Annotated in this window: 23 protein-coding genes; 5 read left to right on the forward strand and 18 right to left on the reverse strand. The window is 55.7% G+C overall.

The window, feature by feature from the left end; all coding sequences use genetic code 11:
• Positions 1 to 71 precede the first annotated feature (71 nt).
• The 5 genes from LKX83_RS11710 to LKX83_RS11730 form a co-directional block, all read right to left on the reverse strand.
• The gene (locus LKX83_RS11710; protein ID WP_227882449.1) at positions 72 to 977 is read right to left on the reverse strand and encodes a helix-turn-helix transcriptional regulator; all 906 of its coding nucleotides are present in this window, start codon (positions 975 to 977) and stop codon (positions 72 to 74) included.
• A gap of 25 nt (positions 978 to 1,002) precedes the next feature.
• Positions 1,003 to 1,914 carry a hypothetical protein gene (locus LKX83_RS11715; RefSeq protein WP_227882450.1) on the reverse strand — a complete coding sequence of 304 codons (912 nt, stop codon included), beginning with the start codon at positions 1,912 to 1,914 and terminating at the stop codon, positions 1,003 to 1,005.
• Positions 1,915 to 2,022: 108 nt separating this feature from the next.
• A complete protein-coding gene (locus tag LKX83_RS11720; protein WP_227882451.1) occupies positions 2,023 to 2,322 on the reverse strand; it encodes a hypothetical protein in 300 nt (99 codons plus the stop codon).
• 88 nt (positions 2,323 to 2,410) lie between these two features.
• The gene (locus LKX83_RS11725) at positions 2,411 to 2,887 is read right to left on the reverse strand and encodes a GyrI-like domain-containing protein (protein ID WP_227882452.1); all 477 of its coding nucleotides are present in this window, start codon (positions 2,885 to 2,887) and stop codon (positions 2,411 to 2,413) included.
• A gap of 29 nt (positions 2,888 to 2,916) precedes the next feature.
• A complete protein-coding gene (locus LKX83_RS11730; protein WP_227882453.1) occupies positions 2,917 to 3,582 on the reverse strand; it encodes an RNA polymerase sigma factor in 666 nt (221 codons plus the stop codon).
• A 256-nt stretch (positions 3,583 to 3,838) separates the two neighbouring features.
• Here LKX83_RS11730 and LKX83_RS11735 point away from each other — a divergent pair, with 256 nt between their 5' ends.
• The 3 genes from LKX83_RS11735 to sigJ all read left to right on the forward strand — a co-directional run bounded on the left by LKX83_RS11735 (position 3,839) and on the right by sigJ (position 6,298).
• Entirely contained in the window at positions 3,839 to 4,504 is a 666-nt protein-coding gene (locus tag LKX83_RS11735; protein WP_227882454.1) for an NAD(P)H-dependent oxidoreductase, read from the forward strand.
• A 30-nt stretch (positions 4,505 to 4,534) separates the two neighbouring features.
• Positions 4,535 to 5,176, forward strand: a complete 642-nt coding sequence (locus tag LKX83_RS11740; protein WP_227882455.1) for a peroxiredoxin-like family protein — start codon at positions 4,535 to 4,537, stop codon at positions 5,174 to 5,176.
• A 267-nt stretch (positions 5,177 to 5,443) separates the two neighbouring features.
• Positions 5,444 to 6,298: an RNA polymerase sigma factor SigJ gene (gene sigJ / locus LKX83_RS11745; RefSeq protein ID WP_227882456.1), complete on the forward strand. Its 855-nt coding sequence runs from the start codon at positions 5,444 to 5,446 to the stop codon at positions 6,296 to 6,298.
• A gap of 502 nt (positions 6,299 to 6,800) precedes the next feature.
• Here sigJ and LKX83_RS11750 read toward each other — a convergent pair.
• From LKX83_RS11750 to LKX83_RS11795, 10 genes are all read right to left on the reverse strand, one after another.
• Positions 6,801 to 7,826, reverse strand: a complete 1,026-nt coding sequence (locus tag LKX83_RS11750) for an ankyrin repeat domain-containing protein (protein WP_227882457.1) — start codon at positions 7,824 to 7,826, stop codon at positions 6,801 to 6,803.
• A 733-nt stretch (positions 7,827 to 8,559) separates the two neighbouring features.
• Positions 8,560 to 9,408, reverse strand: a complete 849-nt coding sequence (locus LKX83_RS11755) for a VOC family protein (protein ID WP_227882458.1) — start codon at positions 9,406 to 9,408, stop codon at positions 8,560 to 8,562.
• A 314-nt stretch (positions 9,409 to 9,722) separates the two neighbouring features.
• On the reverse strand, positions 9,723 to 10,571 hold the full coding sequence (locus LKX83_RS11760; RefSeq protein WP_227882459.1) for a sulfurtransferase: 849 nt from the start codon (positions 10,569 to 10,571) through the stop codon (positions 9,723 to 9,725).
• 146 nt (positions 10,572 to 10,717) lie between these two features.
• Complete coding sequence (locus LKX83_RS11765) at positions 10,718 to 11,518, reverse strand: ABC transporter ATP-binding protein (RefSeq protein ID WP_227882460.1); 801 nt, start codon at positions 11,516 to 11,518, stop codon at positions 10,718 to 10,720.
• A gap of 22 nt (positions 11,519 to 11,540) precedes the next feature.
• On the reverse strand, positions 11,541 to 12,626 hold the full coding sequence (locus LKX83_RS11770; protein WP_227882461.1) for an ABC transporter substrate-binding protein: 1,086 nt from the start codon (positions 12,624 to 12,626) through the stop codon (positions 11,541 to 11,543).
• Between the two features lie 45 nt (positions 12,627 to 12,671).
• Positions 12,672 to 13,451 (reverse strand): ABC transporter permease, encoded by a 780-nt coding sequence (locus tag LKX83_RS11775; RefSeq protein ID WP_227882462.1) that lies wholly within the window; start codon positions 13,449 to 13,451, stop codon positions 12,672 to 12,674.
• A 34-nt stretch (positions 13,452 to 13,485) separates the two neighbouring features.
• Positions 13,486 to 14,865, reverse strand: coding sequence for an LLM class flavin-dependent oxidoreductase (locus LKX83_RS11780; protein WP_227882463.1), 1,380 nt, complete (start codon positions 14,863 to 14,865; stop codon positions 13,486 to 13,488).
• A 15-nt stretch (positions 14,866 to 14,880) separates the two neighbouring features.
• Positions 14,881 to 15,867: an aldo/keto reductase gene (locus LKX83_RS11785; RefSeq protein WP_227882464.1), complete on the reverse strand. Its 987-nt coding sequence runs from the start codon at positions 15,865 to 15,867 to the stop codon at positions 14,881 to 14,883.
• A gap of 194 nt (positions 15,868 to 16,061) precedes the next feature.
• Entirely contained in the window at positions 16,062 to 16,925 is an 864-nt protein-coding gene (locus LKX83_RS11790; RefSeq protein ID WP_227882465.1) for an ankyrin repeat domain-containing protein, read from the reverse strand.
• Between the two features lie 231 nt (positions 16,926 to 17,156).
• Positions 17,157 to 17,639: an SRPBCC family protein gene (locus LKX83_RS11795; protein WP_370639067.1), complete on the reverse strand. Its 483-nt coding sequence runs from the start codon at positions 17,637 to 17,639 to the stop codon at positions 17,157 to 17,159.
• Positions 17,640 to 17,818: 179 nt separating this feature from the next.
• Here LKX83_RS11795 and LKX83_RS11800 point away from each other — a divergent pair, with 179 nt between their 5' ends.
• Both LKX83_RS11800 and gdhA read left to right on the forward strand, forming a co-directional pair.
• Complete coding sequence (locus tag LKX83_RS11800; RefSeq protein WP_227882599.1) at positions 17,819 to 18,802, forward strand: diaminopimelate dehydrogenase; 984 nt, start codon at positions 17,819 to 17,821, stop codon at positions 18,800 to 18,802.
• A gap of 203 nt (positions 18,803 to 19,005) precedes the next feature.
• The gene (gene gdhA / locus LKX83_RS11805; protein WP_227882466.1) at positions 19,006 to 20,382 is read left to right on the forward strand and encodes an NADP-specific glutamate dehydrogenase; all 1,377 of its coding nucleotides are present in this window, start codon (positions 19,006 to 19,008) and stop codon (positions 20,380 to 20,382) included.
• A gap of 691 nt (positions 20,383 to 21,073) precedes the next feature.
• On the opposite strand, the gene LKX83_RS11810 is transcribed toward gdhA, so the two are convergent.
• The 3 genes from LKX83_RS11810 to LKX83_RS11820 all read right to left on the reverse strand — a co-directional run bounded on the left by LKX83_RS11810 (position 21,074) and on the right by LKX83_RS11820 (position 26,338).
• A complete protein-coding gene (locus tag LKX83_RS11810; RefSeq protein WP_227882467.1) occupies positions 21,074 to 21,571 on the reverse strand; it encodes an SRPBCC family protein in 498 nt (165 codons plus the stop codon).
• Positions 21,568 to 21,915 (reverse strand): ArsR/SmtB family transcription factor, encoded by a 348-nt coding sequence (locus tag LKX83_RS11815; protein ID WP_227882468.1) that lies wholly within the window; start codon positions 21,913 to 21,915, stop codon positions 21,568 to 21,570. The genes LKX83_RS11810 and LKX83_RS11815 overlap by 4 nt, the downstream gene beginning before the upstream one ends.
• Before the next feature lie 241 nt (positions 21,916 to 22,156).
• Entirely contained in the window at positions 22,157 to 26,338 is a 4,182-nt protein-coding gene (locus LKX83_RS11820; RefSeq protein ID WP_227882469.1) for a DUF8202 domain-containing protein, read from the reverse strand.
• Positions 26,339 to 26,467 lie beyond the last annotated feature (129 nt).

Consider the following 26,467-nt stretch of genomic DNA (forward strand, 5'->3'; position numbering starts at 1 on the left):
TGTAATGTTTTCAGTGAATTCTTGTTTGCAGGCTGTTGAATGGAAACGCCGAAGAGAGCTGCAACAGCAAACTAATAAAGCCGCCATCGCTGCAAGCTTTTTGCCCTGTTATAGACAAGATTGCGAAGCCATGCGGGCGAAATGATTTCCATCCGGCAAGGGACAGGCAGCAGCTTGGCTATCAGCCTCTCCGTATCGTAATACCGGATGTGAAACACCGACGGTTCAACCTCCTTGACTTGAAGGCCGAGTAGTCTGCCGTAAGGCGTCACGTCGAAACGGATGACCGCTATATTCGCCTCGTTCAAGAGAAAAGGAACAACCTCAGCATGCCTGAGCAGCGGCGCCAAATCGAACAGGTCATCCGTGAGAGCAAGCCCACGTAGTTCGGTCAAATTGAACAGGCGGATTTCGCCTGCCGGCTCACAGTATCCGACAACATAATTTTGCGTTCGATGGACGTACATTTTGTAGGGTGAGACGAGAGCCCGCTCCTCCTCCTCTTGTTCATTCATGAATGTAATGTAGATCTTACGCCGCTCCTTAATAGCTGCATTTAGCAGATCGAAACGTCCAAGTACCGCCCGGTCAACCGGAAAAACCGGAAGCTCGAAAGGGCAGACCGGGTCCTTTCCAACTTCCGGCCCATCGCCAATCAACCGGCTGAATAGTCTGGCCAAGTGAGTCGCGTGCTCATTTTCTAACCGTTTGTATTGTTCCGCCAGAAAAGCGAGCGCACGCTTTTGACCTTCAGTCATGACGATACCCGCCACCGCAAATGACCTGTCCTCGTAATAATAGCCTTTCCGCTCCCGGCTGTACGCAAGAGGCGCGCACATCGAATCCCGCAAATATTCCAGATCGCGGGCCGCCTGGCGGGGCGATATCGAGAACTTTTCAGCTATCATTACCGCGTTCGGGTAACGATTTTCGCGGATTTGCGCATCGATCCATACGATCCTGTGATTGTTGCTCATATGGAGACCGTCACCTCTATTTTGCTTACAGATCACATACGATTTGCTCCAATTCATGCAATCCTTTGCGCTCTAGCTCCTTGGCCCGTTCCAGATGCGCAACTGCACGAGAAATCCGGTCTTTGTCTCGCATATCCTCCGGATTCCGACCGTAGAACGGAAAAAGGTCCCTTACGCCTCTCATTTGCTCGTGAATGGCGTCGTAAATGGCTGCCGCCTTAAGCAGACGTTCCGATACGCTTCCTCCGATCCGATCCCGAGCTTCCCTCAGAAAAGGTCCGGCCATTTCCCTGCATTCTGTCCACGCTTCCGCATTGATGGACAGGCCGAAGCCCTGATGCCGGTCCTGTGCGAAACCGCGAATAAAGTTGTCATAGGCATCAAGTCCGGCTTTATAGCCGTCGTACACCCATTTCTGTGGGCTCTGTGCGAACTCGAGCGCGAAGCTGAGTGCATCCTTTACGGTTTCACGGTCACTCGACGTGACGCCCGGCTCTATCCAAAACATTTCGAGCAGTCCGATGTGGACGGTTGCAAGCCGGTCCCACGGTAAGTAGGCCTCTCCCGCCACCGTTAGCGAATTGCCTCTATCGTCCAGGAGCTCGTACACGCCGCCGTTTGTATGGATGATGACGTTTTCCGAGAATTCAACTCCAAGGCTTCCGGCCAGCTGCCGCACCTCCGCGTTCACAATTCCGCTGCCGAGAAGTTTCGCGGAAGCCGGACTCACTTTCCACTGCCAATCATCGGTGCCGATGCCGACAAAATAGTACCCGCCTTCGTCGTACCCGTTGACTACGTAGTATTCCGGTATGCCAAGGTTGTAGCCGTAACAAGGGTATCTAGCATGAATCGCACGCTTCGTATTTTCCCAGGCCACGCGTTGTTTATCCGGGAAATCTTCATCGCTTCTAAAGCCGATCTTACGCCCTGCCATCTTCCCTCGTCGCGATCTGATTATCGCTATTTTCAACAGGCTGAGGCCATCCTTCAGGATGGCCTCTCTTGTTCCCTTATCCAGTTTTATGGGAGGTCTGATATGTTTCTAGCGCTTAGCTTTGTTCTCATAACGGCGTTTTTTATTTGTATGTTTTTTATTTTTACTTAAAATACCAACGCCTGGTGCACCAAAACCAGCGCCGCGGAAAAAACCTAAGCCTGAACCCGGGAAACCAAATCCAAGTCCTGGGGCGAAACCTACTCCCGAACCAGGAAGACCTACACCCAAACCAAAGCCTGGTGCTCCAAAACCGGCGCCGGGGAAAAAGCCAAGTCCTGAACCTGGGAAACCAAATCCAAGTCCTGGGGCGAAACCTACTCCCGAACCTGGGAATCCTATAGCCATATGTCACTTCCTCCTCAATGATTTAGTGAATTTATCATATGGGATATAAGTGCCGGTTGATTGGATATTTGTCCCCGACAGTAAGCTTCTATTCAACCGGACCAAATACGGTAATCGCAATTTTACCTTCCCGCCCATCGTTAGCAAACTTATACTTCTCCAAGATCATGGCGTCTTTGCTATGGTTGATCCCGTGCTTTTCACGATACTGCTTCAGAACCTCGTAAGGGTCGGATCCTATCGGATGCGGTCCGTCGTATTCCGTACGCAAATAGCGGCGGGCGGGAATCGAGAAACCCATCATCCCTTCCGGGATGCGCTCAAGGCTACTTACCTGCAAGCAATAAAAATAGGTAAACATAACCTCGCAATGAAACCAAGGAGCGTAATACTCTTCCCGGTTCACTGCGTTCGGAATTTCGACCAGCCTGCGATCGAACTCTTCTTTGTTACGCCCGATTTTGCCAAAATCCCCATGCTTGAACGCTACGTTGACAGGTAGACCGATCATCAGCATCTCCGGCAGATCCACGACATTTACCACATGTGCACTCGAAATCGTCATCCGAACCATCCTCGTCTTTTTCGTAGAATTTATCCTGCCATTCGTTTCATATGCAGCGCTACCGCCAAAACCGTATGATTCGCAACATGAGGGCCGAATGAATCGGGAAGTGCGATAGCGGGTTGCCGAACGATGATTTGCTTCACGGGGACCATAATCGTTGTTCCCGTGACCGGCTCGAGTACCTTTCGCAGCTTCTGCCTTGCCCTGCGAATCCGGCTATCGATGGTATTCGTGGACTCTCGCATCATTAAACCGATTTCCTTCGCTGTATATCCCCGAATATCATGAAGAATGACCGCCGCCCGATGCGAACGATCCAGTCGCAGCAACGCTTCTTTGACCGACAAAACGAGCTCTTTGCGCAAATATTCGTCTTCCGTCGAATAAGAATTGGAAAACTCCTCAAATCGATCATGCTGAATGAATGGTTGCCGGTGCTTGCACCGCAACCAATCGATCGACTTGCGCTTGGTCATCGTATAAAGCCACGACTCGATTTTTTCGCCGTTTATAAGGGAATCCAGTTTGTTAAACGCCGTAATAAATACTTCCTGCATCAGATCTTGGGCAATTTGTTCATCGCGCACGATCCGAAAGGCGACTGACTGCACCATTCTCGCAAACGACTTGAAAAGGAACGAAAAAGCCTCCTCATCGCCATTCCGGGCTTCATGCACAAGCTGTTGATCCAATGGCCTCATCCCCTCCCCTTCCAAAAATGCAGACGAAGAAAAATCGTTTTTCCGTGCAAGGATTTCTTAAATTTATTCGAGAATGTTCAAGATTTTCCTTTTTCTAAGACAAGCCTCACTTGTTAAGTTTAATGCAGAAAAACAATTCTCCCACTTTACAAGCTGACTTTTCGGCTTTCATTTTTTTGCTTCCGATGTCACAAATCAGAGTCCTGCATTGTTATATGTGCAAATCACAAAAGGAGGCTGTTTTCACATGGTAGGAACGGAGAGCAAAAAACAAGAAATTTTAAAAGCTTATCAGTTCAGGTTTGCTTGCAGGTCATTTGACCCGAACAAAAAGATCTCGGACGAAGATTTTCAATTTATTTTGGAGACAGGAAGACTGTCTCCAAGCTCGGCAGGCCTCGAGCCTTGGAAGTTTGTCGTGATCCAGGATGCAGCGCTTCGTGAAAAATTAAAACCTGTAACCGCCGGTGCCCAGGGTTCGCTGCCTACCGCCAGCCACTTTGTCGTGATCTTAGCCAGACAAGGCTTAAGGCACGATTCGGCCCATGTGACCAAAATGGTGAAAGACATTCATCATTTCCCTGAAGAGCTTATTCCGCATTTTTTGGTTTCCTATCAAACCTTCGTCGAAACGGATCTCGAAGATAACGATCGTCTCCTTTTCGAATGGGCCAGCAAGCAAACCTATATCACATTGGGCAACATGATGACCGCCGCGGCTCAAATTGGCATTGATTCCTGTCCGATCGAAGGCTTTGACAGAAAACAGGTGACCGCTATTCTGCAAAATGAAGGGATTATAAACGGCAACGATTTCGGCTTATCCTGTATGGTCGCTTTCGGATATCGTCAAGAGGATCCCAAACGTCCGAAAGCACGGCAAATTCTCGATGAGATTGTGGAGTGGCGGTAACCGATTCTAGCTTAAAGGGAGTGTTGGACCATGGCGATCAAACCGTTATTGGATCAAGCGAAGGAACGTTTTATCGCTACCGCGCCCGAAGAAGTGCAATCGCTGGTTTTTCGGCATATCAAGGAGCAACAGGAGTCCGGTATCGTTTTCGGTTTGCAGGAAGGGGACCAAGCTCCGAATTTTACGTTGGCCAACCCGCTCGGAGAGCATGTGAATCTATATGACGAGCTTGCGAAAGGACCGGTCGTTCTGACCTTCTACCGTGGCAGCTGGTGTCCGTTTTGCAATATCCAGCTTCGGGCTTACCAGCAATTGCTGCCGGAGATCGAGAAGCTTGGCGGCCAACTGATGGCCGTTTCGCTGCAAAACCCCGACAACTCGCTGTCCCATCAGGAGAAGGAGAATCTGACCTTCCAGGTGTTGAGCGATTCGAACGGCCATGTCGCGGATCGCTACCGGGTTCTGTACGAATTGCCCGATTACCTGCGGAACCTCTATGCGAAGTCCGGTATGGATCTCGCCGGGTTTCACCAAACCGATCGCTGGATTCTGCCGATTACGGCGACGTTTATTGTGGATAAGGAAGGAAGCATCCGCCGCGCGCACGCGAATCCGGACCTCATGAAACGGATGGAACCTCAGGATATCATGGATCAATTGAAGAAGCTCTAAGAGAGAAGCGGCTGTCCCAAGTCATCCTAAATGACAAGGGGCAGCCCTCCCTATTGACCGAACAAGTAAAAACGGCTTTGCCGTCTTCCAAGACGGCGACATGTTTTTATCGTCGGTCAGACAGAAATGGAAAGACGTGAAAACTTATACATTCTGTATGACTAAGAAAAACGAGAACACCCGCCTTTACCCTTGCGTAAATGCGGGCTTCTTTGGAAAATAAAGAAACAGGTATGGAATACGCCCCAGGAAAAGGTGAAACGGCACATGGAGGAACTGTACGATCAATATAAGGCGCTTCTGTTTACGCTGGCATATCAGTTGACGGGATCTGCGGCGGACGCGGAAGATGCGGTACAGGACGTGTTTATGAAGGCGGGCGACGTCCATCCCGAACGCTTGGAAGAGCCGAAGGCGTATTTGTGCAAGATGGTCACCAATCACTGCCTCAATCTGCAGAAGTCGGCGCGGAAGAAGAGGGAAACGTACGTCGGTCCTTGGCTCCCCGAGCCGATTCGGACGCAGGAGACGGATACGCTTGAGACGTCGGTCGTCCGCCGCGACCTGCTGTCGTACGGCATGCTCGTGCTGATGGAGCGGCTGACGCCGACGGAGCGGGCGGTGTTTGTCCTACGCGAGGCGCTGGATTTCGATTATCCCGAAATCGCCGAGCTGCTCGGCAAGCAAGAGGCGAATTGCCGCAAGCTGATGAGCCGGGCCAAAAGCAAGATGGGAATATCCGAGGAGGAGCAGGTCGCGGCCGAAGCGGTCGATAGGGAATGGGTGAACCGGTTCCTCGCCTCCCTCGAGCAAGGGAACGTCGATCATATGCTGTCCCTGCTGACCGAAGACGTCATGTTCGTCTCCGACGGAGGCGGCAAAGCGATTGCGGCCATTCGTCCGGTACAAATGCGCGTTCCCGTGGCTCACTTCCTGCTCGACGGGTTCAAAAACACCGTTCGGGAAAATCTTCGCTTCGAGGCTGCCCCACTGAACGGCGAGATGGGTTTGATTCTCCGTTCGGGGGACGAAGCCGTAGGGGCTCTCTTTGTACAACTCCAACGCGGAAAGTTTGCCAGGATCTTCGTCGTACGAAATCCGGATAAGCTTACCCGGGTATGAAGAAACAACGGGCCGCCGATTCCTTCGACGGCCTTCCGCGTACTGCGCATGCCAATTCTACCTTTCTTCGAAGGCGACGCCGGCAGCCTTCAAATGCCCGCAAGCCATGATCCTGCTGAGCCGGCGCGACTTCCCGGCTCCTAATCTTCCCCCGTCGCAATCGTATTCTCGCTGTACGGAATCCAATCTCTCCAGTTTCTTACTCCCCCACGAACCCCTATGCTCAGTGGGTTCCAATGCCAAAAAGTAGGGGTTCCGATCAGCGCGGCGGGAATGCCTCGGAGGACATGCCAACGCCTGTGTGCAACGACCTCCCTCGGCTACGCTTGGGAGGACTTAGGGAGCAAGAAGTTATGCGCGTGCAATTATCCTTCCTCGCTGGCCACAATTCGGATTATCCTCAAACGAATTCAAATCGCTCCAGTTGTAGAATTGGTATCGGATATTCCTATGTAGTTCCGCGGAACTTATTCAACTCTCGTTACTTTATATGCTTACTCCCTTATTTATAGAGTTCATCAATCGATAGACCATTCAAAAGATGATTGACGACGATAGGAAGCCTCTTATTGAATTTATTCCACTTCACATCCTTAAAAGTGATTAGTTCTTGATGCTCAATATCCAAACTACCTAAGCATTTTTGGTCCGGAATCCAAATGATAAACCCTGTGCCCTCATAACTTTCGACTTCTTTTGTAATGTCTAGAAACACTCTGCCTTGCCACTGTATCGGCTTTACGTCAAATATGGTTTCAAAATCGATATACGCTGTAGGGCATGTCTCTGGAAGGTCAATCCTTCGATTTTCAGTTCCGAGCCATTTAATAATGTCCGTCGGCATTCCCATCTTTTTGAGTTCTGATACACGTTTATCTGCTTCATGCCAGATGGGCGGTTCAAGCATTTTAATATATTCCATCATTTCAGTATTCTTATTTCGCTTCGCTTCTAGAAATGCACGGTTTCCGTGCTTATCTCTTATTGTGACATCTGCACCTTGCTCTACCAAATATTTTACGATTTCAAAATAATTACGGGATGCTGCCATTTGAACGGGTGTCGTGCAGTACGGAAAAACCTGATCCGCGCCATTAAAATTGACATCTGCTCCATGTTCAACGAGCAGGCGGACTATTTCAAGTTCTCCATCCCAAGCAGCAGAACGAAGTGCTTTCCCACCAGAGTATGACTTCACCTCAAAGCCCAGCTCAATTAAAGCACGAACACCTTCATAATTTTGAAAAGCGAGAGCCCTCCCTACGGCAGAAGATTGTACATGAGTCAAAGCGTTAATATTCGCACCAAGCGCGATGAGCTTTTCAAATAACGTCCTATTACCATACCGCGCTGCTGCCGTGATTATGGGATAGTCTTTATCGTTTAAATCATCAATAATGTATTTATTTAATATGTCGAAAGCCAAGTCCATATAATTATTCTCTAAAACATCGTTCAAAACCAAAAACGACAGCACCGAGCCAACGGGGGCTTTTGGTACAAATCTCGCATAATCATTTTCCTTCATTATCTTACTCCCCATTTACTTTTAGTAAGTTATTTCCATTATATCAGCACTCCTATATTGAGCATATCCCTCCACTTTAAAAAGTAGCGGACGGATTTTTAGTTATATTGACTTCTGGCTGTCCCGAAGCATCATAAAGATATAAGTGTGCGGATTGGACCCACCGCTCTGCAAGTACTCTCAAGAGCTGATTGTTGACTCCTTGTTGACGTCGAGGCATAAAAAATACATCGCCGGGGCGCTTAGGCTACATGGCGATGTATTCAGAACTTGCATACTGCTATCCATCCTACCTGTTCTCTTCATTGCCTGTTGCGACGGGGTTGTCCCAGTACGATATCCAATCGCTCCAGCTTCTTATCCCCCTACGAACCCCCATGCTTGAATAGTTCTGGAGCAAAAAGGTGGGGGTTCCGATCATTCGCGGCGGGAATGTCTCGGAGGATATGCCAGCGCCTATGTGCAACGACCTCCCTTGGCTACGCTTGGGAGGACTTGTGGAGCAAGAAGCCCGTGGAGGATGGGTCTGGCGGAACAGTATGGTTCGAGCCAAGGCGAAGTATACCCCTGTGGCTGGGTCGAGCCGAGCGAATCGCCAACAAAAGGCCAAGTGAAGCAAGGTAGCACCCGGAGGGTGGATGGGATGCTACGCTGTTGTTTGCAGGCTGTTGAATGTTGTTTGCAAGCCATCACAATTGAGCTATCATATCCGTTGAGTCAGCAACGAAACACATCAAATCGGTTTGCAATGGGTCACATTAAATCGGTTTCCATCAATGTCATAGAAATGGAATAAGACTCTTCCTTGATCCAAGTGTCCCCCTACGTCTCCGCACTCAACACCATTGTCCCGTAAATATTGGTGATAATCAAAGAAATCCTGTCGTTTTTTAATCAGTGTCAGTGGACGAACTGGTCCGTTGATTTTGCCTGTATAAATATCGCTTGGCAGCTGTTCCAAAATCCAGGTGGCTCGATTTGTATCTGAGAAGTTATCACTCAGAGACATGTAAAGGTAACCGTCTTCGATATGATCCTCATGTACCTTCATTCCGACAAATACTTGATACCACTTGCTAGCCACCCGTAAATCCCGAACACCAATCCTCGTAAAGGATGGTTTGAATCCTTTACTCTTAAGTGTGTTGTCTTCTCTTGCCGTGAGCCGAGTACCTTCAGCTGTAGCCCAAAAATCAAAGTATTGTCTGCCATCGGGGCCAAGGTAAAGATCAGTGACTCGAATCCCGTTTTCGGTAAAATGATCGTGTACTTTTTGTAAGTTTTTGGTCCTCCAGCACCAACGCAAATGTGGATCAACACTTCCTCTTTCAGCATAATGAAACGGAAGTTTTTGCGACGTCATAACAGAATTAAGCCATGTGCCGTATCCGAGATGAGTCATTCTCCCATTTTGAATGCGTTGATCTGGCCACCACCATTCTTTGCGTCTGACTTCCCATCCCATAAAAGTCATATACCAATGAATAGCCAATTCATGGTTATCCCATAAAACATCAATTTCTCCTCCGTCATAAAACAATTCCGGGACTGGGTTTGCTTTTACTGTTTGAATAGTTGTCATTGATAACTCTCCTTTAATAAATATTTAAGTTTCTAAATACATTGGATGCCGCTCAATAAAGAAATCTATCAAATTCGCATTGTTACCTTGCATATTGAATGTTAAAGGAATATATCTCATATCCAATAATTTCTCTAAATTCATTGCGTTTACCTTGTCCTCTGGGTTAATCCAGTAAATTATGTTGCAACTGCTTCCTCTGACCTCTTGTTTGCAAGCTGTTGAACGAGAACACCAAAAAGGGCCGCAACAAGCCTGCCAACCGGCAACCTGTCACAGCCCCCAAACCCGCGTCCGACGCGGTCTCGCTGCTCTTATTCTTCCCCCGTCGCGATCGGATTCCCCTCATAGCTAATCCAATCGCTCCAGCTCCCCGCATACAGCTTCACGTTGCGGAAGCCCGCCTCGCGAAGCGCCAGCACGTTCGGCGTGGCGGAGATGCCGGAGCCGCAGTAGACGATAATCTCGTCGTCCTGACCCAGCGCGCCGAAGCGCGTGCGGAGCGCGTCCGGGGAGAGCCAGCGGTCGTCCGCACCGAGGCCGTCCTTCCAGAAGTAGTTCAGCGCGCCCGGAATATGGCCGGCCACGGGATCGAAGGGCGCCTCGAGGCCGAGATATTGGCTTGCGTCGCGGGAGTCGACGAGCTTCTTGCCGGCGTCGCCAATCGCAGCGCGCACTGCATGCACGTCGGCGAGCCAGTCTTCGCGGACCGCCGGCTCCAGGCAGCGCGCGGCCGGCTGGGGCGTCTCCGTCGTCACCGGCAAGCCTGCCGCCGTCCAGGCTTCGTAGCCCCCGTCCAGTACCCGCACGTCGGACACGCCGATGTACTTCAGCACCCACCACAGACGCGACGCGGCGGGGCCGTTCGTGTCCTCATATACGAGCACGGCCATCTCCCGGTCGATGCCGAGGCCGCCGAACCGCTCGGCCAGCCGCTCCGGCGTCGGCAGCGGACTGCGTCCTCCATGCTCCCGCGCCGGATCCGTGAGATCGGCCTTGAAGTCGACAAAGGACGCGCCGGGCAAATGCCCCTTGACATAAGCTTCTCTGCCATAGGAAGGCTCCTTCGGCGAAAAGCGTACGTCAAGGACGACAACACCCCCCGCTTCGATCAGCTGCCTAGCCTCTTCTACATTTGCAATTTGGCGTTCGTTCGTGGTCATGCGCTTCGTCTCTCCCTTCTCATTCCCTTTCTATTCCTACCTTCCTTTGCTCCATTACCGTTCCCAAGCACAAATCCAGCTTTCCTCGTTCCATGCCGCCTTCAACTTGTCGATCCCGCTTCCCTTCATCCCGCCCGCTTCCCGATTCATATCGCGAACTCCACGCTGTCCGGGGCGCGCACCTGCTGGATCGCGAGATAGATATCCTGCTGGATCTTGAGCAACTCCGCGTCCTCGCGCTTGCGCGGGCGCCGTTGCGGCACCGCGAAAACCTCCTGGATGCGCCCCGGCCGGGGCGACAGGAGCACGACTCGGTCGCCGAGGTAGACGGCCTCGGAGACGTCGTGGGTCACGAAGACGACCGTCTTGCGGTCCGCCTCCCAGATCGCGAGCAGATCGTCCTGCAATTGCAGCCGCGTCAGGTGGTCGACCGCGCCGAACGGCTCGTCCATAAGCAGTACCTCCGGCCGGTTGGCGAAGGCGCGGGCGAGTCCCGCCCGCTGCCGCATGCCGCCCGAGAGCTGGTGCGGATATTTCCGCTCGAAGCCGGCCAACCCCACCATCTTCAGGTAACGCTGCGCCGCCTCGCTCCGCTCCCGCTTGCCGGTCTCGCCGATCTCCAGCCCCAGCTCGACGTTGCGCTGGATCGTCCGCCACGGATAGAGCGACGGGTCCTGAAACACGACGCCGAGCCGCCGGTCGGGACCGATCAGCGCATCCGGCCCGAACCGCACCTCTCCCGCCGTCGGCTGCTGCAGTCCGGCGAGAATTTCCAGCAGCGTGCTCTTGCCGCAGCCGCTCGGCCCGAGAATGCAGAGGAATTCCCCGTCCTCGATGTCCAGATTCACGTCCGCCAGCGTCTCGGTCGGCTCCGCGCCGCCGTATACCATGGATAGTTGTCGAATCGAAAAGCCCGCCATAACCCGCGCTCGCTCCTTTCGCTTCATGCCGTCCGCTCCCGCACTCCCGTTAAGGCTGCTTGGGGATGTAGCGGAGGTCGAGGATGCCATCGACGTCGTACACTTGGTCCTGGAATCCGAGCTCCACCTGGATTTTCTGCGTGTCCGCGAGCGCCTGCTTGTCGACGTCCGGCTTGTTCTTCCAGAGCACTTCCTCGCGCTCGAACGCCTTGTCGACGGCCGCCGGATCGATCTTGACCTGCGTCAAGAAATACTGTTTGTACTCGTCCAGATGGCTCTTGGCGTATTCCTGCGACTTGAAGTAGGCGCGCAGCAGCTTCTCGACGACGTCCGGATGCGTCTCGACGAAGTCGGTGCGGGAAACCAGCACGCCCGTGTGGAACGTCGGCAGGTAATCCCAGCCCTTCGCCAGCAGCTTGGCCTTGCCGGTAATCTCGCCGAGGGAGACGAACGGCTCGTGGATGATCGTGGCGTCGACTTGGCCGGACGTCAGGCTGGCGAAGGCGGCGTCATTGACGCCGTTGGCGACGAACGTGACGTCGTCCTTCGACAGGCCGTGCTGCTTGAGAATGACCTGCGCGTAGGCGTCCAGGCCGGAGCCGAAAACGGCGGCGCCCACCTTTTTGCCCTTGAGATCCTCGATGCTTTTGATCTCCGGGCGGGCGATCAGGTAGAACGCCCCCTTCGTTCGGAACATCGAGGAGACGATCTTGAGCGGCGCGCCCTTGCCGGCGGCGACGATCGCTTGGGTCGTCGCGAGGTCGGCGATGTCGATGTCCTTGCTCGTCAGACCGGCGACCGGATTCTGCGCGTTGACGAACTCGACGTCGAGCCCTTCGTCCTTGAAAAAGCCCTTCTCCGCGCCGAAATGGACGGCAAGGCCGCTGACGCCGTTAAAGGCGGCGTACTTCACCTTTTGCAGCTCCCCTCCGGTCGATGCCTGCGCCGAAGGCGACGCGCCTGCCGAGGCCGTGCCGGATGCGCCGGGAGACGCGTCGCCTCCCGCGTTTTTGCCACCGCAGCCGGCGATCAACGCCAGCGTCAGCATGCCGATCAGGGGCAGCGCCCATTTGCCACGAGCGCCATTGCCATTACCAATGCTATTGCGATTACGGTTATCGTTTCTCTTTTCCATATGTCCCTCTCCCTTTCGTTCGGCTCCCGGAGCCGTCCGCTTCTCTTATCTCGACTTCCACTTCAACACGACTTTTTTCTCCAGAAGGTCGATGACCGCGATGATCAGCACGGAGACGACGGTTACGATCGTGATAATCGCAAATGCCTGCGCCGTGTCGTAGAGCGATGTCGCCTTCACCAGCAGATTGCCTAGTCCGGCCTGCGAGGCGATCATCTCCCCGAACAGCGCCCCGACGAGCCCCGTCGCAGCCGACACGCGCAATCCCGCGAAAATCGTGGGGGCCGCCGAGGGCAGAATGACTTTGACGATCGTCTGCCACCGCGTCGCCTCGAACACCCGTGCGACCTTCAGATGATTGTCAGCCGTCTGCTTGATGCCCGTGATCGTGTTGAAGGCGATCGTGAAGTAGCAGAACAGAAACACCACCGCGATCTTGTGCGGCACGCCGATGCCCAGCCACAGCATGATGAGCGGGATGATCGTCACCTTGGGCACCGCCATCAGCGCCGACAGGAACGGGCGGAAAAACCGCTCCGCATGCTTTACCAGCACGAGGAGCATCCCCGTCGCGATCCCGAGCGCCGACGCCAGGACGTAGCCCTCGAGAAATTCCTGCAGCGTCACGCGCAGATGCCGGTAAATCTCCCCCTCCGACAGCAGCTTGAACGTCTGCCGGGCGACCTCCGTCGGCTCGGACAGGTACAGCTTGCCGACGATCCCCCGCCGGACCACCCACTCAATGACCGCCAGCACCGCCGCGGTCAGCAGGATCTGGCCAAGCAGGATCCCGCCGCGGAGCTTGCCGCTCTCCTTGTTGCGCATCGTCATTCCTCCGTCCTCGCCCGCCAATCGCCGATCAGGACCGGCTCTCCTGCAGCGTGCGCTCGCGGGCGAACTTGTTGTCCGGCTTCGCGAGCCCGAAGTGCTCGCGGAACGTGGCGCCTTCGTATTCGGTGCGGAACAGGCCGCGCGCCTGCAGCACCGGCACGACAAGGTCCATGAACAGATCCAGTCCGCCCGGCATGTACGGCGGGCAGATGTTGAATCCGTCGGCCGCCCCGGTCTCGAACCACTCCTGGATCCGATCCGCGATCGTCTCGGGTCCGCCGACGATCAGCAGATGCCCCCGGGCGGTCGCGGCAAAGAAGTGGTACAGCTCGCGCACCGTGATGTCGTCGTGTCCGGCCGCGTCCTGGGCGAGCCGCACGAGCGCACGGACGCCTTCGGGCGGATGGCTGGACTGCGGCAGATCCGGCAGCGGGCCGTCCAAGTCGTAGCCCGCCAGATCGATGCCGATCCGGCCCGATAGCGGCGCAAGGTCGAAGTCCGTTACGAGCAGACCGCTGAGCTCCCTGTACTTGGCGCGGGCTTCCTCGTCGGTCCGCCCGACGAGCGGGACGAGCCCCGGCAGGATGAACAGCTCCTCCGGGCGCCGGCCGTGCTGCGCGAGCTTGCCCTTGACGCCGGCATAGAATGCACGCGCCTCGTTGATTAGAATCTGCCCGGTGAAAATCGCGCTCGAGAAGCGCGCCCCCAGCTCCTGGCTCCGCTCGGACGTGCCCGCCGACAGCAACGGCAGCTGACCCTGCGGCGGACGGGCGACGTTCAGCGGTCCCGCAACGGAGAACTGCTCGCCCCTGTGGTGCAGCGGATGCACCTTGGTCCCGTCGACGAAGGCGCCGCTCGCCTTGTCCCGAACGAACGCCTCGTCCTCCCAGCTGTCCCACAGATCCTTGACGACCTGGACGAACTCGTCGGCGTAGTCGTAGCGCTTGGCGTTGTCCCAGTGCTTGTCGCGGCTGAAGTTCTGCGCCGCCCGGGCGTCCGCGCCGGTGACGACGTTCCAGGCGGTGCGGCCGCGGCTCAGATGGTCCAGCGAGGCGGTCAGCCGCGCGATATGATAAGGCTCGGCATACGTCGTGTTCGCCGTGACGATCAGGCCGATCTTGCTCGTGACCGCCGCCAGGTAGGCGATCATCGTAAACGGCTCGAGCCGCACCATCTGCGACGGGAACTGATGCTGCATGTCCGCGCTGGTGGCGAGCGCGTCGCCGAGGAAGAAGAAGTCGAACTTCGCCTGCTCGAGACGCTGGGCGACGCTTTTGAGAAATGCGGGGTCGAAGGCGCCGTCCGTGACCGCCTCCGGCAGACGCCAACCCGCGGGATGATAGCCGGTGGAAAAAAGGAAAAGTCCGAGGTGAAGCTGCCGCTGCGAGCGGCTCTGCGTTTCTGTCATGGAAATGTTGTCCTCCTATCGAATGATTCCGAGCGAACGCGATATGTCGTCGATCCGGGCGAGCTCCTCCACCGTCAGCCGCTGATCGGCAAAGCGCAGCGAGTCCCTCACCTGCTCCGGCCGAGAAGCGCCCAGGATCGCCGAGGTGACGTGAGGCTGGCTCAGCACCCAGGACAGCGACAGTTGGGCGAGGCTCCAGCCCCGCGCCTCCGCCAGCGGCGCGAGCGCGTCCACCAGGTCGAAGGCGGGCTTGCCTTCCAGCAGCGCGGCGAGCCGCTTTTCCCCCGCCGCGAGCCGTGTCCCCGCCTGCGGCGACTCGTCCCGCTTGTACTTGCCAGTCAGGATGCCGCGGCCGAGCGGGCTGTACGCGATGACGCCGACCTGCTCCGACCGGACGAAGGGGACGAGCTCCTTCTCGATTTCCCGCGTGATCAGGCTGTACTCGGGCTGCACGCTCTCGAACCGGCTCAGGCCGTGCAGCGCACTCAGTCCTTGGGCTTTGGCGATCTGCCAGGCGGCGTAGTTGGAGCAGCCGATATAGCGGACCTTCCCCTGCCTCACGAGATCGTCCAGCGCGCCCAGCGTCTCCTCGATCGGTACCTCCGGGTCGAACCCGTGCACCTGATACAGATCGATGTGATCCGTCTGGAGCCGGCGGAGACTGCCCTCGATCGCCCGGAAAATGTGGTAGCGGCTCAGTCCGGCGTCGTTGACGCCCGTCCCGACCCGCGCCAGCACCTTCGTCGCGAGCACGACGTCGTGACGCCGCCCCCGGAGCAGCCGTCCGAGGATCGTCTCCGCCTCGCCGGTTCGGGTCGGATCGTTCAGGTCCATGCCCGATCCGTACACGTCCGCGGTGTCGATCAGGTTGATGCCTCGCTCCAGCGCCTCGTTCAGGACGGCGGCGGAGGCGGTCTCGTCGATCCATCGGCCGAAGGCCATCGTGCCGAGGCTGACCTCGGACACGTTAAGCCCCGTTCGGCCCAGCTTGCGATATTCCATGCGGTATTCGCACCTTTCAAAATCAAAAATAGACAGCCGGAAAGACGCTTGTCGTACGCGTCTCTCCGGCTGTCCGGTAGAGAATTTAATATATATTTATCCCATATGAAAAATGGGTTTAAATATCGAAGAAAAGCGCCTCTTCCGCACGGAGCGGAGGAGGAGCAGGCAGCCCGCGGGTCAACGCCTTCGCCTCACGGCTTCAACAGTGCGGCGGAAGCCGCGTGGCCCCGGGCGACCGCCAGCTCGTAAGGCGTGAGGCCGTCGGCATTGCGCGCTGACTTGTCGGCGCCCCGAGAGAGAAACAGGCGGATCAGCGCGTCCCGATCGAAGTGCGCCGCGACGTGCAGCGCTGTGTAGCCCCGCCGCTGCGTCCCTTCGCAGCGCGCGTCGACGTCCGTGCCGGCGTCGAGCAGAAGCGTCACGATATGCGTGTAGCTGCCCATGATCGCCGCGTGAATGGCCAGGTTGTTCAGGTCGCCGTCTGCGCTCCGGGCATGAATGTCCGCGCCGAGCTCGAGCAGCAGCCGGACCGTCTCTTCGTTGCCGAAATGGGCGGCGATGCTGAGCAGCGGGAACCCGTCGGCATTGCGGCTTGCGATTAGCTCCGGGGACGCTGCGAGCAGCTCCCTCACCCGGCTCGTGCTGCCGACGGCGGCCGCCTCGAAGAGGCTGAATTCGGCGCCGCTGTTGATGAGCAGCTCCTTGATATCGTTGGCACGCATATAGGCGGCCACCAGGGTTGCGGTATCCGTCGGATCGCCGCCCGCCTGTGAAGCGGCGTCGTCACGCTCCGCGTTCACCAGCGCGGCCAGGCGCGCCAGATGGTTCGGGCCGACGGACTCCAGCATGTGGCCGCGCAGCTCCCGGACTTCGTTCGACAGTCGCTGCGCCCGCCGAAGCAGCTCCTCCGAAGCGCCGATGCCGGCATTCACGAAGTGCGAGACGGCCCGGGAACGATTGGCTTCGAGACCCGCTTCCACGAGCAGGTCGACCGCCCGCAGCGCTTGGTCGTCGAGTCGGATCGAGAGGACGACGCTTGGATTTTTCTTTGGCATAGCTCTCCGCATGGTAGGGTTGGATTGGTCTTGCAAGTGTAATTGAAATTACAAAATTACAATAACACGGATGTTTGCAAAACGCCACACTTTATTCCGTAATTTCTTATGAATTTACACGGATATTAGTTGCAACCCTATCACGCCGACCCCCGCTTCGCCAAGCCCCAAAAAACCCCAGAAAGCCGAACGGACGCCGATACGGCATCGGCGTCCGTCCTTTTGCCGGCTTCACTCGGTGAAGGCGCCGAGTTGGTCCAGCGAAGATCGAAGACCGACGTCGTGGTCTTCCTTGCGAATGCCTGCGGGCACGTCCTCGCATACGATGGTGACCCGAGTCCCCTCCGGGACGGGCTCGAGCGACCAGGTCATCGTCATCGCGCCCGCAAACGCGGGATCGTCCGAGTCGAACACGACCCGCTGCACGATCCGCTCGTCCGGGATCAGCCGCACGAAGGTCCCTTCGACGACATCCGTATCCTCGGAGGTTTTGCCACGTCCGGCCTGGCCCCGATCGAGATAAGTGAGCGCCATCCGATAGACGCCGCCTTCCCGCGCGTCGAACGCCAAGATGCGCCCCTCCATCCCGTCGGGCGGCAGCCATTGCAGCCACGCCTCGGGGTCTACGAATGCCTGATAGATCGTGTGCGGCGATGCCTTCAACACCTTCGAAGCCCGATCCGTTCTTCTCGCTTCCGGCGAATTCGTCATCATTCGCGCCTCCCTTCCTTTCCTTCATTTTACCCCATCCGGAAGAGACCCGTTTCTTGCCGATTGCGAAAGATCGAATGGAAATACGAGGAACGTTTGCATTTATAGTTTACATCCAATGTGAGACCTATATACTAGAATAGAACGCACCAACCCGTTTGAACGAGAAGGAGGAGCTTCATCTGAGTACAATCAAAGTAGGCATCGTAGGCTACGGCAACCTTGGCAAGGGCGTCGAGAAAGCCATCGCGCAAAATTCGGATATCGAACTCGTCGCGATCTTCACCCGGCGGCAGCCGGATCAACTGGCGTCCGCGGGCGGCAGCGCCCGGTTCGAGCACATCTCCGCCGCGGAGCAATATATCGACAAGATCGACGTCATGATCCTGTGCGGCGGTTCCGCAACCGACCTGCCGGAGCAGACGCCGCAGCTGGCGCGCCTCTTCAACACGGTCGACAGCTTCGACACCCATGCGAAAATCCCCGAGTTCTACGAGTCGGTCAACGCGGCAGCCGAGCAAGCCGGCAAAGTCAGCGTTATTTCCACCGGCTGGGATCCGGGTCTGTTCTCGCTGAACCGCCTGCTCGCCGGCGCAATCCTCCCGGAAGGCAAGGAGTATACGTTCTGGGGCAAGGGCGTCAGCCAAGGCCATTCCGACGCCATCCGCCGGGTGCCCGGCGTGAAGGACGGCGTGCAGTACACGGTTCCGGTCCAGGAAGTGATCGACCGCATCCGCGGGGGTGAGACGCCGGACTTCACGACCCGCGAAAAGCACCTGCGCCAATGCTTCGTCGTGGCGGAGGAAAGGGCGGACCTCGAGCAGATCCGCCAAACGATCGTGAACATGCCGAACTACTTCTCGGACTACGACACGACGGTGACCTTCATTACCGAAGAGGAGCTCCGCGCCGAGCACCGGGGCATGCCGCACGGAGGCTTCGTCATCCGCAGCGGCGTGACGGGCGAAGGTACCAAACAAATCGTCGAGTTCGGCCTGAAGCTGGAGAGCAATCCGGAGTTCACGGCCAGCGTGCTCGTCGCCTACGCGCGGGCGGCAGCCAAGCTGCATCGGGAAGGCCACAAAGGCGCGCGCACCGTATTCGACATCCCGCTCGGCCACCTGTCCCCGAGATCGGCCGCCGACCTGCGCCGCGACCTCCTCTAATTCGTTTCACGTAGATCGAAATTGAAGCACCCCGTCACGCCTGTGACGGGGTTTTCGTCGTGTTGTCCGGGGGGTGATTATCAATTTTGTTCAACCCTAAAAAAATGATTGATTGGCGTACTTTTATAGTTTTCATATAAAATTTCTGTTTATATAGTGCAAGTTTTATGGCACAAAGTGCAAAAACGAAAGGAGACCCCTCTATGACGTTGGCTGTAACCGATCAAACTCAGCAAGAAGCCGATCGCTATGTGCATTCCGTATACGAAGCCGTCATCGCTCGCAACCCCCACGAAAAGGAATTCCATCAAGCCGTGAAAGAGATTCTGGATTCCCTCGTACCGGTGTTCGCGCGGCACCCCCGCTTCCGGGAAAGCGGCATCCTCGAGCGGATTGTCGAGCCGGAGCGCGTCATCACCTTCCGAGTGCCATGGGTGGACGACCAGGGTACGGTTCAGGTTAACCGCGGCTTCCGCGTCCAGTTCAACAGCGCATTAGGCCCTTACAAAGGCGGCATTCGCTTCCACCCCTCCGTCAACGCCAGCATCGTCAAATTCCTCGGCTTCGAACAGATCTTTAAGAACGCGCTTACCGGCCAGCCCATCGGCGGCGGCAAAGGCGGCTCGGATTTCGACCCCAAAGGCAAATCGGACCAAGAGATCATGCGCTTCACGCAAAGCTTTATGACCGAGCTGTTCAAGTACATCGGCCCCGATAGCGACGTACCGGCAGGCGATATCGGCGTTGGCGCGCGCGAGATCGGCTACATGTTCGGCCAATACAAGCGGATCCGCAGCAGCCACGAAGCAGGCGTGCTGACCGGCAAGGGCCTCGGCTACGGCGGCAGCCTGGCGCGCAAGGAAGCGACCGGCTACGGCTGCGTCTACTTCGTCGGCGAGATGCTGAAGGCCCGGGGACTCGGCTTTGAAGGCAAGACGGTTGTCGTGTCCGGCTCGGGCAACGTATCCATCTACGCGATGGAGAAGGCACGGGAGCTTGGCGCCAAGGTCGTTGCCTGCAGCGACTCCGGCGGCTACATCTACGACCCGAACGGCATCGACGTCGAGGCGGTCAAGCAGCTGAAGGAAGTCGAGTACAAGCGGATCAGCGAATACGTCAAGCGGCATCCCGGCTCCACCTACACGGAAGGCTGTACGGGCATCTGGTCGATCCCCTGCGACATCGCCCTGCCCTGCGCGACGCAGAACGAGATCGACGCCGACGCGGCCCGTACGCTCGTCGCGAACGGCGTGATCGCCGTCGGCGAAGGCGCCAATATGCCGTCGACCCTGGAGGCGATCGAGGTGTTCCTGGAGGGCGACGTGCTGTTCGGACCGGCCAAAGCCGCCAACGCGGGCGGCGTCGCCGTCTCCGCGCTCGAGATGGCGCAGAACGGCATGCGGCTGTCCTGGTCGTTCGAAGAAGTCGACGCCAAGCTCCACGTCATCATGCGCAACATCTACGAGAGCAGCATGCGGGCGGCGGAGGAGCACGGCCATCCGGGCAACCTGCTCGTCGGCGCCAATATCGCGGGCTTCCTGCGCGTGGCCGACGCCATGCTGGTGCAAGGGATCGTCTAAGTCAAGCAAGACAACAGCATCGACCGCTAGAAAAAGGAGCTGCCCCAAACGCCCTGGTTGGAGCATTTTTCTTCAGTTGACGACGCCGCCGGTCCTGCGTGATCCATTCATGCATCATATCCAGGCATTCGCGCATTTCTTCTAATAATGTTCTGATCAACCGATGCCCGTGATGGGATAAGGAACATTTTGTTCCCTATTTCGGCGGAATGGCGGGGGCACGGGGGAATAAGGAACATTTTGTTCCCTATTTCGGCGGATTGGCGGGGGCACGGGGGAATAGGGAACATTTTGTTCCCTATTTCGGTGGAATTGCGGGAGCGTGAGGGAATAAGGAACAATTTGTTTCCTATTTCGGTGGAATGGCGGGAGCGCGAGAGAATAAGGAGCATTTTGTTCCTTATTTCGACGGAGTGGTGAGGGCACGCGACTTGTGCCCCGATGGAGCATTTTGCTCCATCTGGCGGACCCAGAGCCTCCTGACCGCACTAGTTGGAGCATTTCGCTCCATCTGGCGGACCCGGAGCCTCCTGACTGCTCGCATGACGGGGGATCATCCCGACATTCAAACAAAAGGGACCTCAATTTCCACGATAAGTGGAGATTGAGGTCCCTTTTTCTCACTGAAAACCGGTGCTGGCGGGGCTCAAAAATTGGTGAGCTCTTTCGATTGCATGGCGCGGCGGCGTGATTACCGGTTCTTCAGCTTCGCCAGCAGCTCGACGAGACGGGCGAACGACTCGTTCAAGCCGCCCTCCATGCCGGACTGCAGCATGCCGTCCCGATCCGTGACATTGCGGAAGACGGACTCCATCCGGATCAGCGTCCTGTCGCCGGGCAGCGCCTCGAAGGTCGCCGTCTCGAGCGTGACATGGCCTCTCTCGGGCATCCCTTCGAATTCGAACGTCTGGATAATCCGCTCGGGCGCCGTGACTTCATGGAATACGCCCCGGAAGCCGTACTCGTTGCCGGCGTCGTCGCGAGTGACGTACCTCCAGTTCCCGCCGTCCCGCGCCTCGAAAGCCTCGAGCGTCATGGCGAGTTGGCGCGGCCCCATCCATTCCTTGAACAGCTCCGCATCGGTGAACGCCTCGAATACGAGCTCCCGGGGCGCGTCGAACTCCCTCTCGATGAGGATGACTTGCTTGCCGGGCTCCGCGATTACCTTCGTTTCGTAGCTTGTAGTCATGATTGATCGTTCCCTTCCGTTTGGGTTTTGGATTGCTGGGCTTTGCGTCTTTGCAACAATCGGTCCAAAGCTTCGAATCGGTCGCTCCACATCTGCCGGTAGCTCCGTGCCCACTCCTCCACCTCCTGGATCGCTGCCGGATTCAGATGGTAGATGCGCAGCTGTGCCTTCTTCTCCATCGAGACGACGTTCGCCTCGCGGAGCGCCTTCAGGTGCTGCGAGATCGCCTGAGGGCTGACCTCGAAGTGGCTGCTGATCTCCGTCGCGGAAAGAGGGCCGTGCGCGGCAAGCAGCTCGATGATGCGTCTTCGATTGGGGTCTGCTATGACTGTGAAGGTGTCCATGCGCTTATTATAAATCCAATTCTTTATAAAGTAAATACTTAAATAAAAAAATCCTTTGCCACGCTTCGGACTCCTATTCCAGAATAATGCCGAACGGATCAGGATTTCTTCTGATTGCACTGTTGGAGTACGGGTTCAGCTTGACGAGGCTAACGGTGAAAAAGAGCCAGCCGGACCAAAAAACAACCACCGACGACGGTTGAGGTCGGCGGTGGTTGTTGGGCAAATCCGGATTACAGGATTACTTGTCGATCAGATTGGTCGTTTTGAGCAGCCTTGCGATCAACGCCGTCACTTCGGCGCGCGTCATGTTCGACTGCGGCTTCAGGAGCTGCGCCCCTTGACCTTGCACGATTCCGGCGCGGATCATCTGAGCGACATCTTCCCTCGCCCAAGCCGATACGCTTGCCGCATCCCCATACTGCGCCAGCAGAACATTCGCCTCATCCTGACTAAGCGCGGCTGGCGTTTCGATCAGGTGATAGGCCCGGGCAATCATCGCGATGCCCTGTTCTCTCGTAATCTGCCGATTGCCGTAGAACTGGCCGTCGTTAAACCCGCGAACGATATCGAATTCATTGTCGATCGATACCGTTTTCCGGTACCAAGCGGTATCCGGAACATCGGCGAATTTATTCTCCGGAGCGTTCTGACGCAGCAAGCCCAGTCCGATAACCACGATCTCCGAGAACTCGGAACGCGTGACGTTGCGGTTAGGCGAGAACGTATTGTTCCCAGTTCCCGCAAGATCAAGCCTTGCGGCAATATTGTTCACATCCGTCTTGCCCCAATGGTTCTTCACATCGTCGAAGTCCTGCGGATTCCAGATGACGGAGTAAGTACCATGGCTGCGGAGATCGTTAATCAGTGCATAATAACGATTGTTGACTTTCGTAACGACCGTCGGTACATGGTACACGCTGCCGTCTTCATTGATAATAACACCCGTCGTGATGCGATTCGGATCGATGCCGTCCGGCAGAGCGATGTATTTCGCTGCATATCCGTTCAACTGTTCCGTTCTGACCGTCTTGCCGTCATGCGAGAAGGTCAGATCGAGATCGACCGGCGTCACGAGCAGCTCGTAGCCTTCCGCAGCCGCTTGGTTCTTGGCGTTGGAAATGACGGCATCCGAAGAACGGGCGATGTCGATGTGGACCGCGATGTCGCCCAGCCCCGCGTCATTCAGTTGCTTGGACACCCCGTTCAAGTCCATCTTACCGCCGGGTACCGGATAGATGGCAAGCGGGTTGCTGATTTCCAGGCTTGCACCCTTGTCGGCGATTTGTTTGACGGTTCCTGCCGTTAATCCGTCGACTTTCACATCGCCGTCCTTCGGGGAACGAATCCCAAGTTTCTGTCCGTTTCCTTTGGCCAATTCCCCGGCAAGCTTGTCTAGGTCGACTTGAACCGACGTAACCGTGCGGTCTCCCGAGGTTGATGTTTTGCCGGTTGCAAAAGTGCCATCCTGGCCGTTTACGGAGGTTTCGATGTCCGATTCATCCGGCTTCGGCGTTACAGATGGCGTAGGCGTGGGGGTGGGACCACTGCCGGGTCCACCAGGTCCGCCGGGATTTCCTCCGCCCTCAGAAGCTCTAGTGACGGTCAGCGTATACTCCGTTACATTGCCTTTGCTATCCGTAACCTTCACTACAATCGTATTCAAGCCTACATTCAGATCCAGATCTCCGCTTGCCGCTCCGTTCGGAACTTCCTGCCAAGCGCCGTTATTCACGGAGACCTCGATCTTCGCGTTCGGATCCAGAGCCGTTGGCAGAACCGTGACGGCATAGACGCTATTCAATACGGAAGCCGTATACTGGTTCGATCCGCCAGCGACCGGCGCCAGATCGATTGAATTTCCATTCCAGCTCTTAAGTTCCAGCCCGGTCAGGGAAGAGCGGTTTGCAGCATCAACCGTAATGGGTTTCGTTTGCGTAGATGTCTTTCCGTCTTTCGTCGCGGTCGCTTCAACGGTGTAGTCGCCGTCGGCCAGGTCGGTGCCGGGTTGGAAGCTCCAAGTACCGTCCGGATGGACCGTTACGGCTTGCGTATCGACGACTTGGCCGTCTTTGTCTTTGATCGTAACCGTAACGACTGCGTCCTTATCGGCGGTTCCCTTCACTTCAGGCTTAGAAACGGAAACCACATTACCGCTTGGTTCGGTGATGGTTAACGCCGGCAGGGAAGTGTCGATGGCGACATTCTTTGTTTCTTTTGACGTCTTTCCATCTTTTGTAGCGGTCACTTCAATGGTATAGTCCCCATCCGCCAGGTCTGTACCGGATTGGTAACTCCAAGTTCCGTCCGGATTGACCGTGACGGTTTGCGTATCGACGGCTTGACCGTCTTTGTCTTTGATCGTAACCGTGACGACTGCGTCCTTGTCGGCGGTTCCCTTCACTTCAGGCTTAGACACGTAAACCGTATCGCCGCTTGGTTCAGTGACGGTTAACGTTGGTGCCGGTATCGCCACCTGGATCTCGCTTGTCTTTGTTGCCGTCCGGTTGTTTTTAACCGCGGTGGCCTCAATCTTGTAGCTGCCGTCTGTCAAGTTTACATTCGGAATAAATGTCCAGTTGCCGTTGCTGTCAACATTTGCAGCGCCGCCTGCACCTGGTACCGGAATGCCATCTGCATCTTTGATCACGATATTCACCGTTGTAGTACCCGGTTCTGCAGTGCCTTCAATCGTTGGTTTGCGTACAGTAACCGGGTCTGCGTCTGGCTTTGTGATCGACAGAGCATCGGCATACGAGTCGATCGCATTCATCGTAAACGGATGAGCGGGTCTCCCATTTGTGCCTTTCAAAGTGCCCGTTCCGTTATAGGATACGCTCACCGTTTTACCATTAACGTCCGTTCCATTAGGTAAAGTGAGAATCAACTTTTTCGCGTCGGTGGGATCCACTTTAAAGTCCCCCGCATTGATCGTTACCGTATCGGTGCCGACTTTAATGACAAATCCATTCAGGTCCGTCAAGCTTCCCAAATCCTGGTCAAAGCTCAGCGTGATTTGATTCTGGCCCGCTACGACTTGCTCAAGCGCGGCATGATCTAATCCGGGCACCGGAATCGCAAAGGTGAAAAATTGACCATCTGCTAGCGCCACTTTGGTTGTGGTCGTATAGTAAGCGACACCACCCGACAAAGTTTCAGTTAATGCATATTCCTTAGCGTCTTTAAAATCCGAGCTGTCACTTACGACTAAGGTTGCATCTGCCGGGATGGCGCTTTTTAAAATCGTTACTTGCACATCGCCAACACCGTTGGTGTTTTGAACCTTCCAGATCCGGTCGGCATAGTTTTTGTTGGCTGTGTCCATGGGCGTCTTGAAGGCTAAGGTCTTGCCATTGTCGCCCCAGACCAAGGACTGTTTGTCTTGCAGTTCCTCTGTGATGGCTTCATTTTTTTCCGACAGGTCGCCGATCCCGATCGTCAGCTTGGAAGCATCGTTGGCGGAACGGCTTTGTTTCTGCTGCAAACCTTGACCATCGTCGCGGGCGATGCCTGCAATGTTATTGTTATAGTTGGCGTCCGCTTGCCAAATAACGTTATTCGACGAGTCCACATAATTGACGTTGTTTAACGAGACGCCATATTTAATCGCTAAATAGGAATTGATTTTTTGTCTGTCTTCTGCCGATAACGGGCCTGAATAGAAAATGAATTCGCCTACTTGACCTTTATAATAACCTTGGTCAGCAATCTCTCTGCCAAGAACCATGGGGTTGCCAACCCCCTTGATAGGAGGATCGGTCGGCTGGCCGGCCTTAAATTTAAGACTTTCCCCATTCCGGTAAATGGATTGACCGGCGTCTGTGGTACTGCCTAAACCATAATTAAAGTTCCAAATATAATATTTCCCTACTTCAGCGGATACGCCCGGAGTGGATATTCGCTGTCCACCCTGATTCCCTGCATCCCAATAAACGACTCCGCCATAAGGAAGATGGACCTGGAATCTGCCACCGCCGGCCGTATTTTCCCAAAAAACGGAGTTACTCGTATTCCCAGTTTCCGAAATGATAAACACATTGAAATTATCGTAGGAGATATTATTCCCCAGAATACCATTCGCATTCTGCAGAAAATCATCGGCACCATCTAAAGTGATGGCCTTGTTAAAGTTCAGCCGGTTGCTGTCATCATTATAAGCGGGTTGTCTGGCAGGGTCGACTTGGGAGAAATCACGGCCATGACCGCTCTGGTCCTTCCATTCCGAAACGGTACCGTTCGCTACCGTCACGCCGTCTTCGGCACGAAGCCATAGGTGCAAGCTGCTCGATACCCCACCCGGATAGACAGGATCAGGTGCCGCGTTGGCTGACTGAGGGGCCCACGCAGCAGACCCTAAGCCTGCTGTCAGGGCGCTGGCCAATAGCAGGTTGAGCGGCTTCTTCCATTTCATCTTTGCTAACATCATTTGATCCTCCTTTGAATTCACTTGCTCATAGCGAATATTCCGCACCAAACGACAAAAAGTACGGTTTTCTATGCACAACATTATAGACAAAGCCTCTAACCAATCTCTAACCACAGAATCAAATCG

The organism is Cohnella baijiui (assembly GCF_020731285.1).
In the GTDB taxonomy this organism is placed as follows: domain Bacteria; phylum Bacillota; class Bacilli; order Paenibacillales; family Paenibacillaceae; genus Cohnella.

What these genes read in the sequence shown, in the direction of transcription:
- LKX83_RS11710 (WP_227882449.1), bottom strand. Translation starts at nt 977, where the DNA reads ATGAGCAACAATCACAGGATCGTATGGATCGATGCGCAAATCCGCGAA.
- LKX83_RS11715 (WP_227882450.1), bottom strand. Translation starts at nt 1,914, where the DNA reads ATGGCAGGGCGTAAGATCGGCTTTAGAAGCGATGAAGATTTCCCGGAT.
- LKX83_RS11720 (WP_227882451.1), bottom strand. Translation starts at nt 2,322, where the DNA reads ATGGCTATAGGATTCCCAGGTTCGGGAGTAGGTTTCGCCCCAGGACTT.
- LKX83_RS11725 (WP_227882452.1), bottom strand. Translation starts at nt 2,887, where the DNA reads ATGACGATTTCGAGTGCACATGTGGTAAATGTCGTGGATCTGCCGGAG.
- LKX83_RS11735 (WP_227882454.1), top strand. Translation starts at nt 3,839, where the DNA reads ATGGTAGGAACGGAGAGCAAAAAACAAGAAATTTTAAAAGCTTATCAG.
- LKX83_RS11740 (WP_227882455.1), top strand. Translation starts at nt 4,535, where the DNA reads ATGGCGATCAAACCGTTATTGGATCAAGCGAAGGAACGTTTTATCGCT.
- sigJ (WP_227882456.1), top strand. Translation starts at nt 5,444, where the DNA reads ATGGAGGAACTGTACGATCAATATAAGGCGCTTCTGTTTACGCTGGCA.
- LKX83_RS11750 (WP_227882457.1), bottom strand. Translation starts at nt 7,826, where the DNA reads ATGAAGGAAAATGATTATGCGAGATTTGTACCAAAAGCCCCCGTTGGC.
- LKX83_RS11755 (WP_227882458.1), bottom strand. Translation starts at nt 9,408, where the DNA reads ATGACAACTATTCAAACAGTAAAAGCAAACCCAGTCCCGGAATTGTTT.
- LKX83_RS11760 (WP_227882459.1), bottom strand. Translation starts at nt 10,571, where the DNA reads ATGACCACGAACGAACGCCAAATTGCAAATGTAGAAGAGGCTAGGCAG.
- LKX83_RS11765 (WP_227882460.1), bottom strand. Translation starts at nt 11,518, where the DNA reads ATGAAGCGAAAGGAGCGAGCGCGGGTTATGGCGGGCTTTTCGATTCGA.
- LKX83_RS11770 (WP_227882461.1), bottom strand. Translation starts at nt 12,626, where the DNA reads ATGGAAAAGAGAAACGATAACCGTAATCGCAATAGCATTGGTAATGGC.
- LKX83_RS11775 (WP_227882462.1), bottom strand. Translation starts at nt 13,451, where the DNA reads ATGCGCAACAAGGAGAGCGGCAAGCTCCGCGGCGGGATCCTGCTTGGC.
- LKX83_RS11780 (WP_227882463.1), bottom strand. Translation starts at nt 14,865, where the DNA reads ATGACAGAAACGCAGAGCCGCTCGCAGCGGCAGCTTCACCTCGGACTT.
- LKX83_RS11785 (WP_227882464.1), bottom strand. Translation starts at nt 15,867, where the DNA reads ATGGAATATCGCAAGCTGGGCCGAACGGGGCTTAACGTGTCCGAGGTC.
- LKX83_RS11790 (WP_227882465.1), bottom strand. Translation starts at nt 16,925, where the DNA reads ATGCCAAAGAAAAATCCAAGCGTCGTCCTCTCGATCCGACTCGACGAC.
- LKX83_RS11795 (WP_370639067.1), bottom strand. Translation starts at nt 17,639, where the DNA reads ATGATGACGAATTCGCCGGAAGCGAGAAGAACGGATCGGGCTTCGAAG.
- gdhA (WP_227882466.1), top strand. Translation starts at nt 19,006, where the DNA reads ATGACGTTGGCTGTAACCGATCAAACTCAGCAAGAAGCCGATCGCTAT.
- LKX83_RS11810 (WP_227882467.1), bottom strand. Translation starts at nt 21,571, where the DNA reads ATGACTACAAGCTACGAAACGAAGGTAATCGCGGAGCCCGGCAAGCAA.
- LKX83_RS11815 (WP_227882468.1), bottom strand. Translation starts at nt 21,915, where the DNA reads ATGGACACCTTCACAGTCATAGCAGACCCCAATCGAAGACGCATCATC.
- LKX83_RS11820 (WP_227882469.1), bottom strand. Translation starts at nt 26,338, where the DNA reads ATGTTAGCAAAGATGAAATGGAAGAAGCCGCTCAACCTGCTATTGGCC.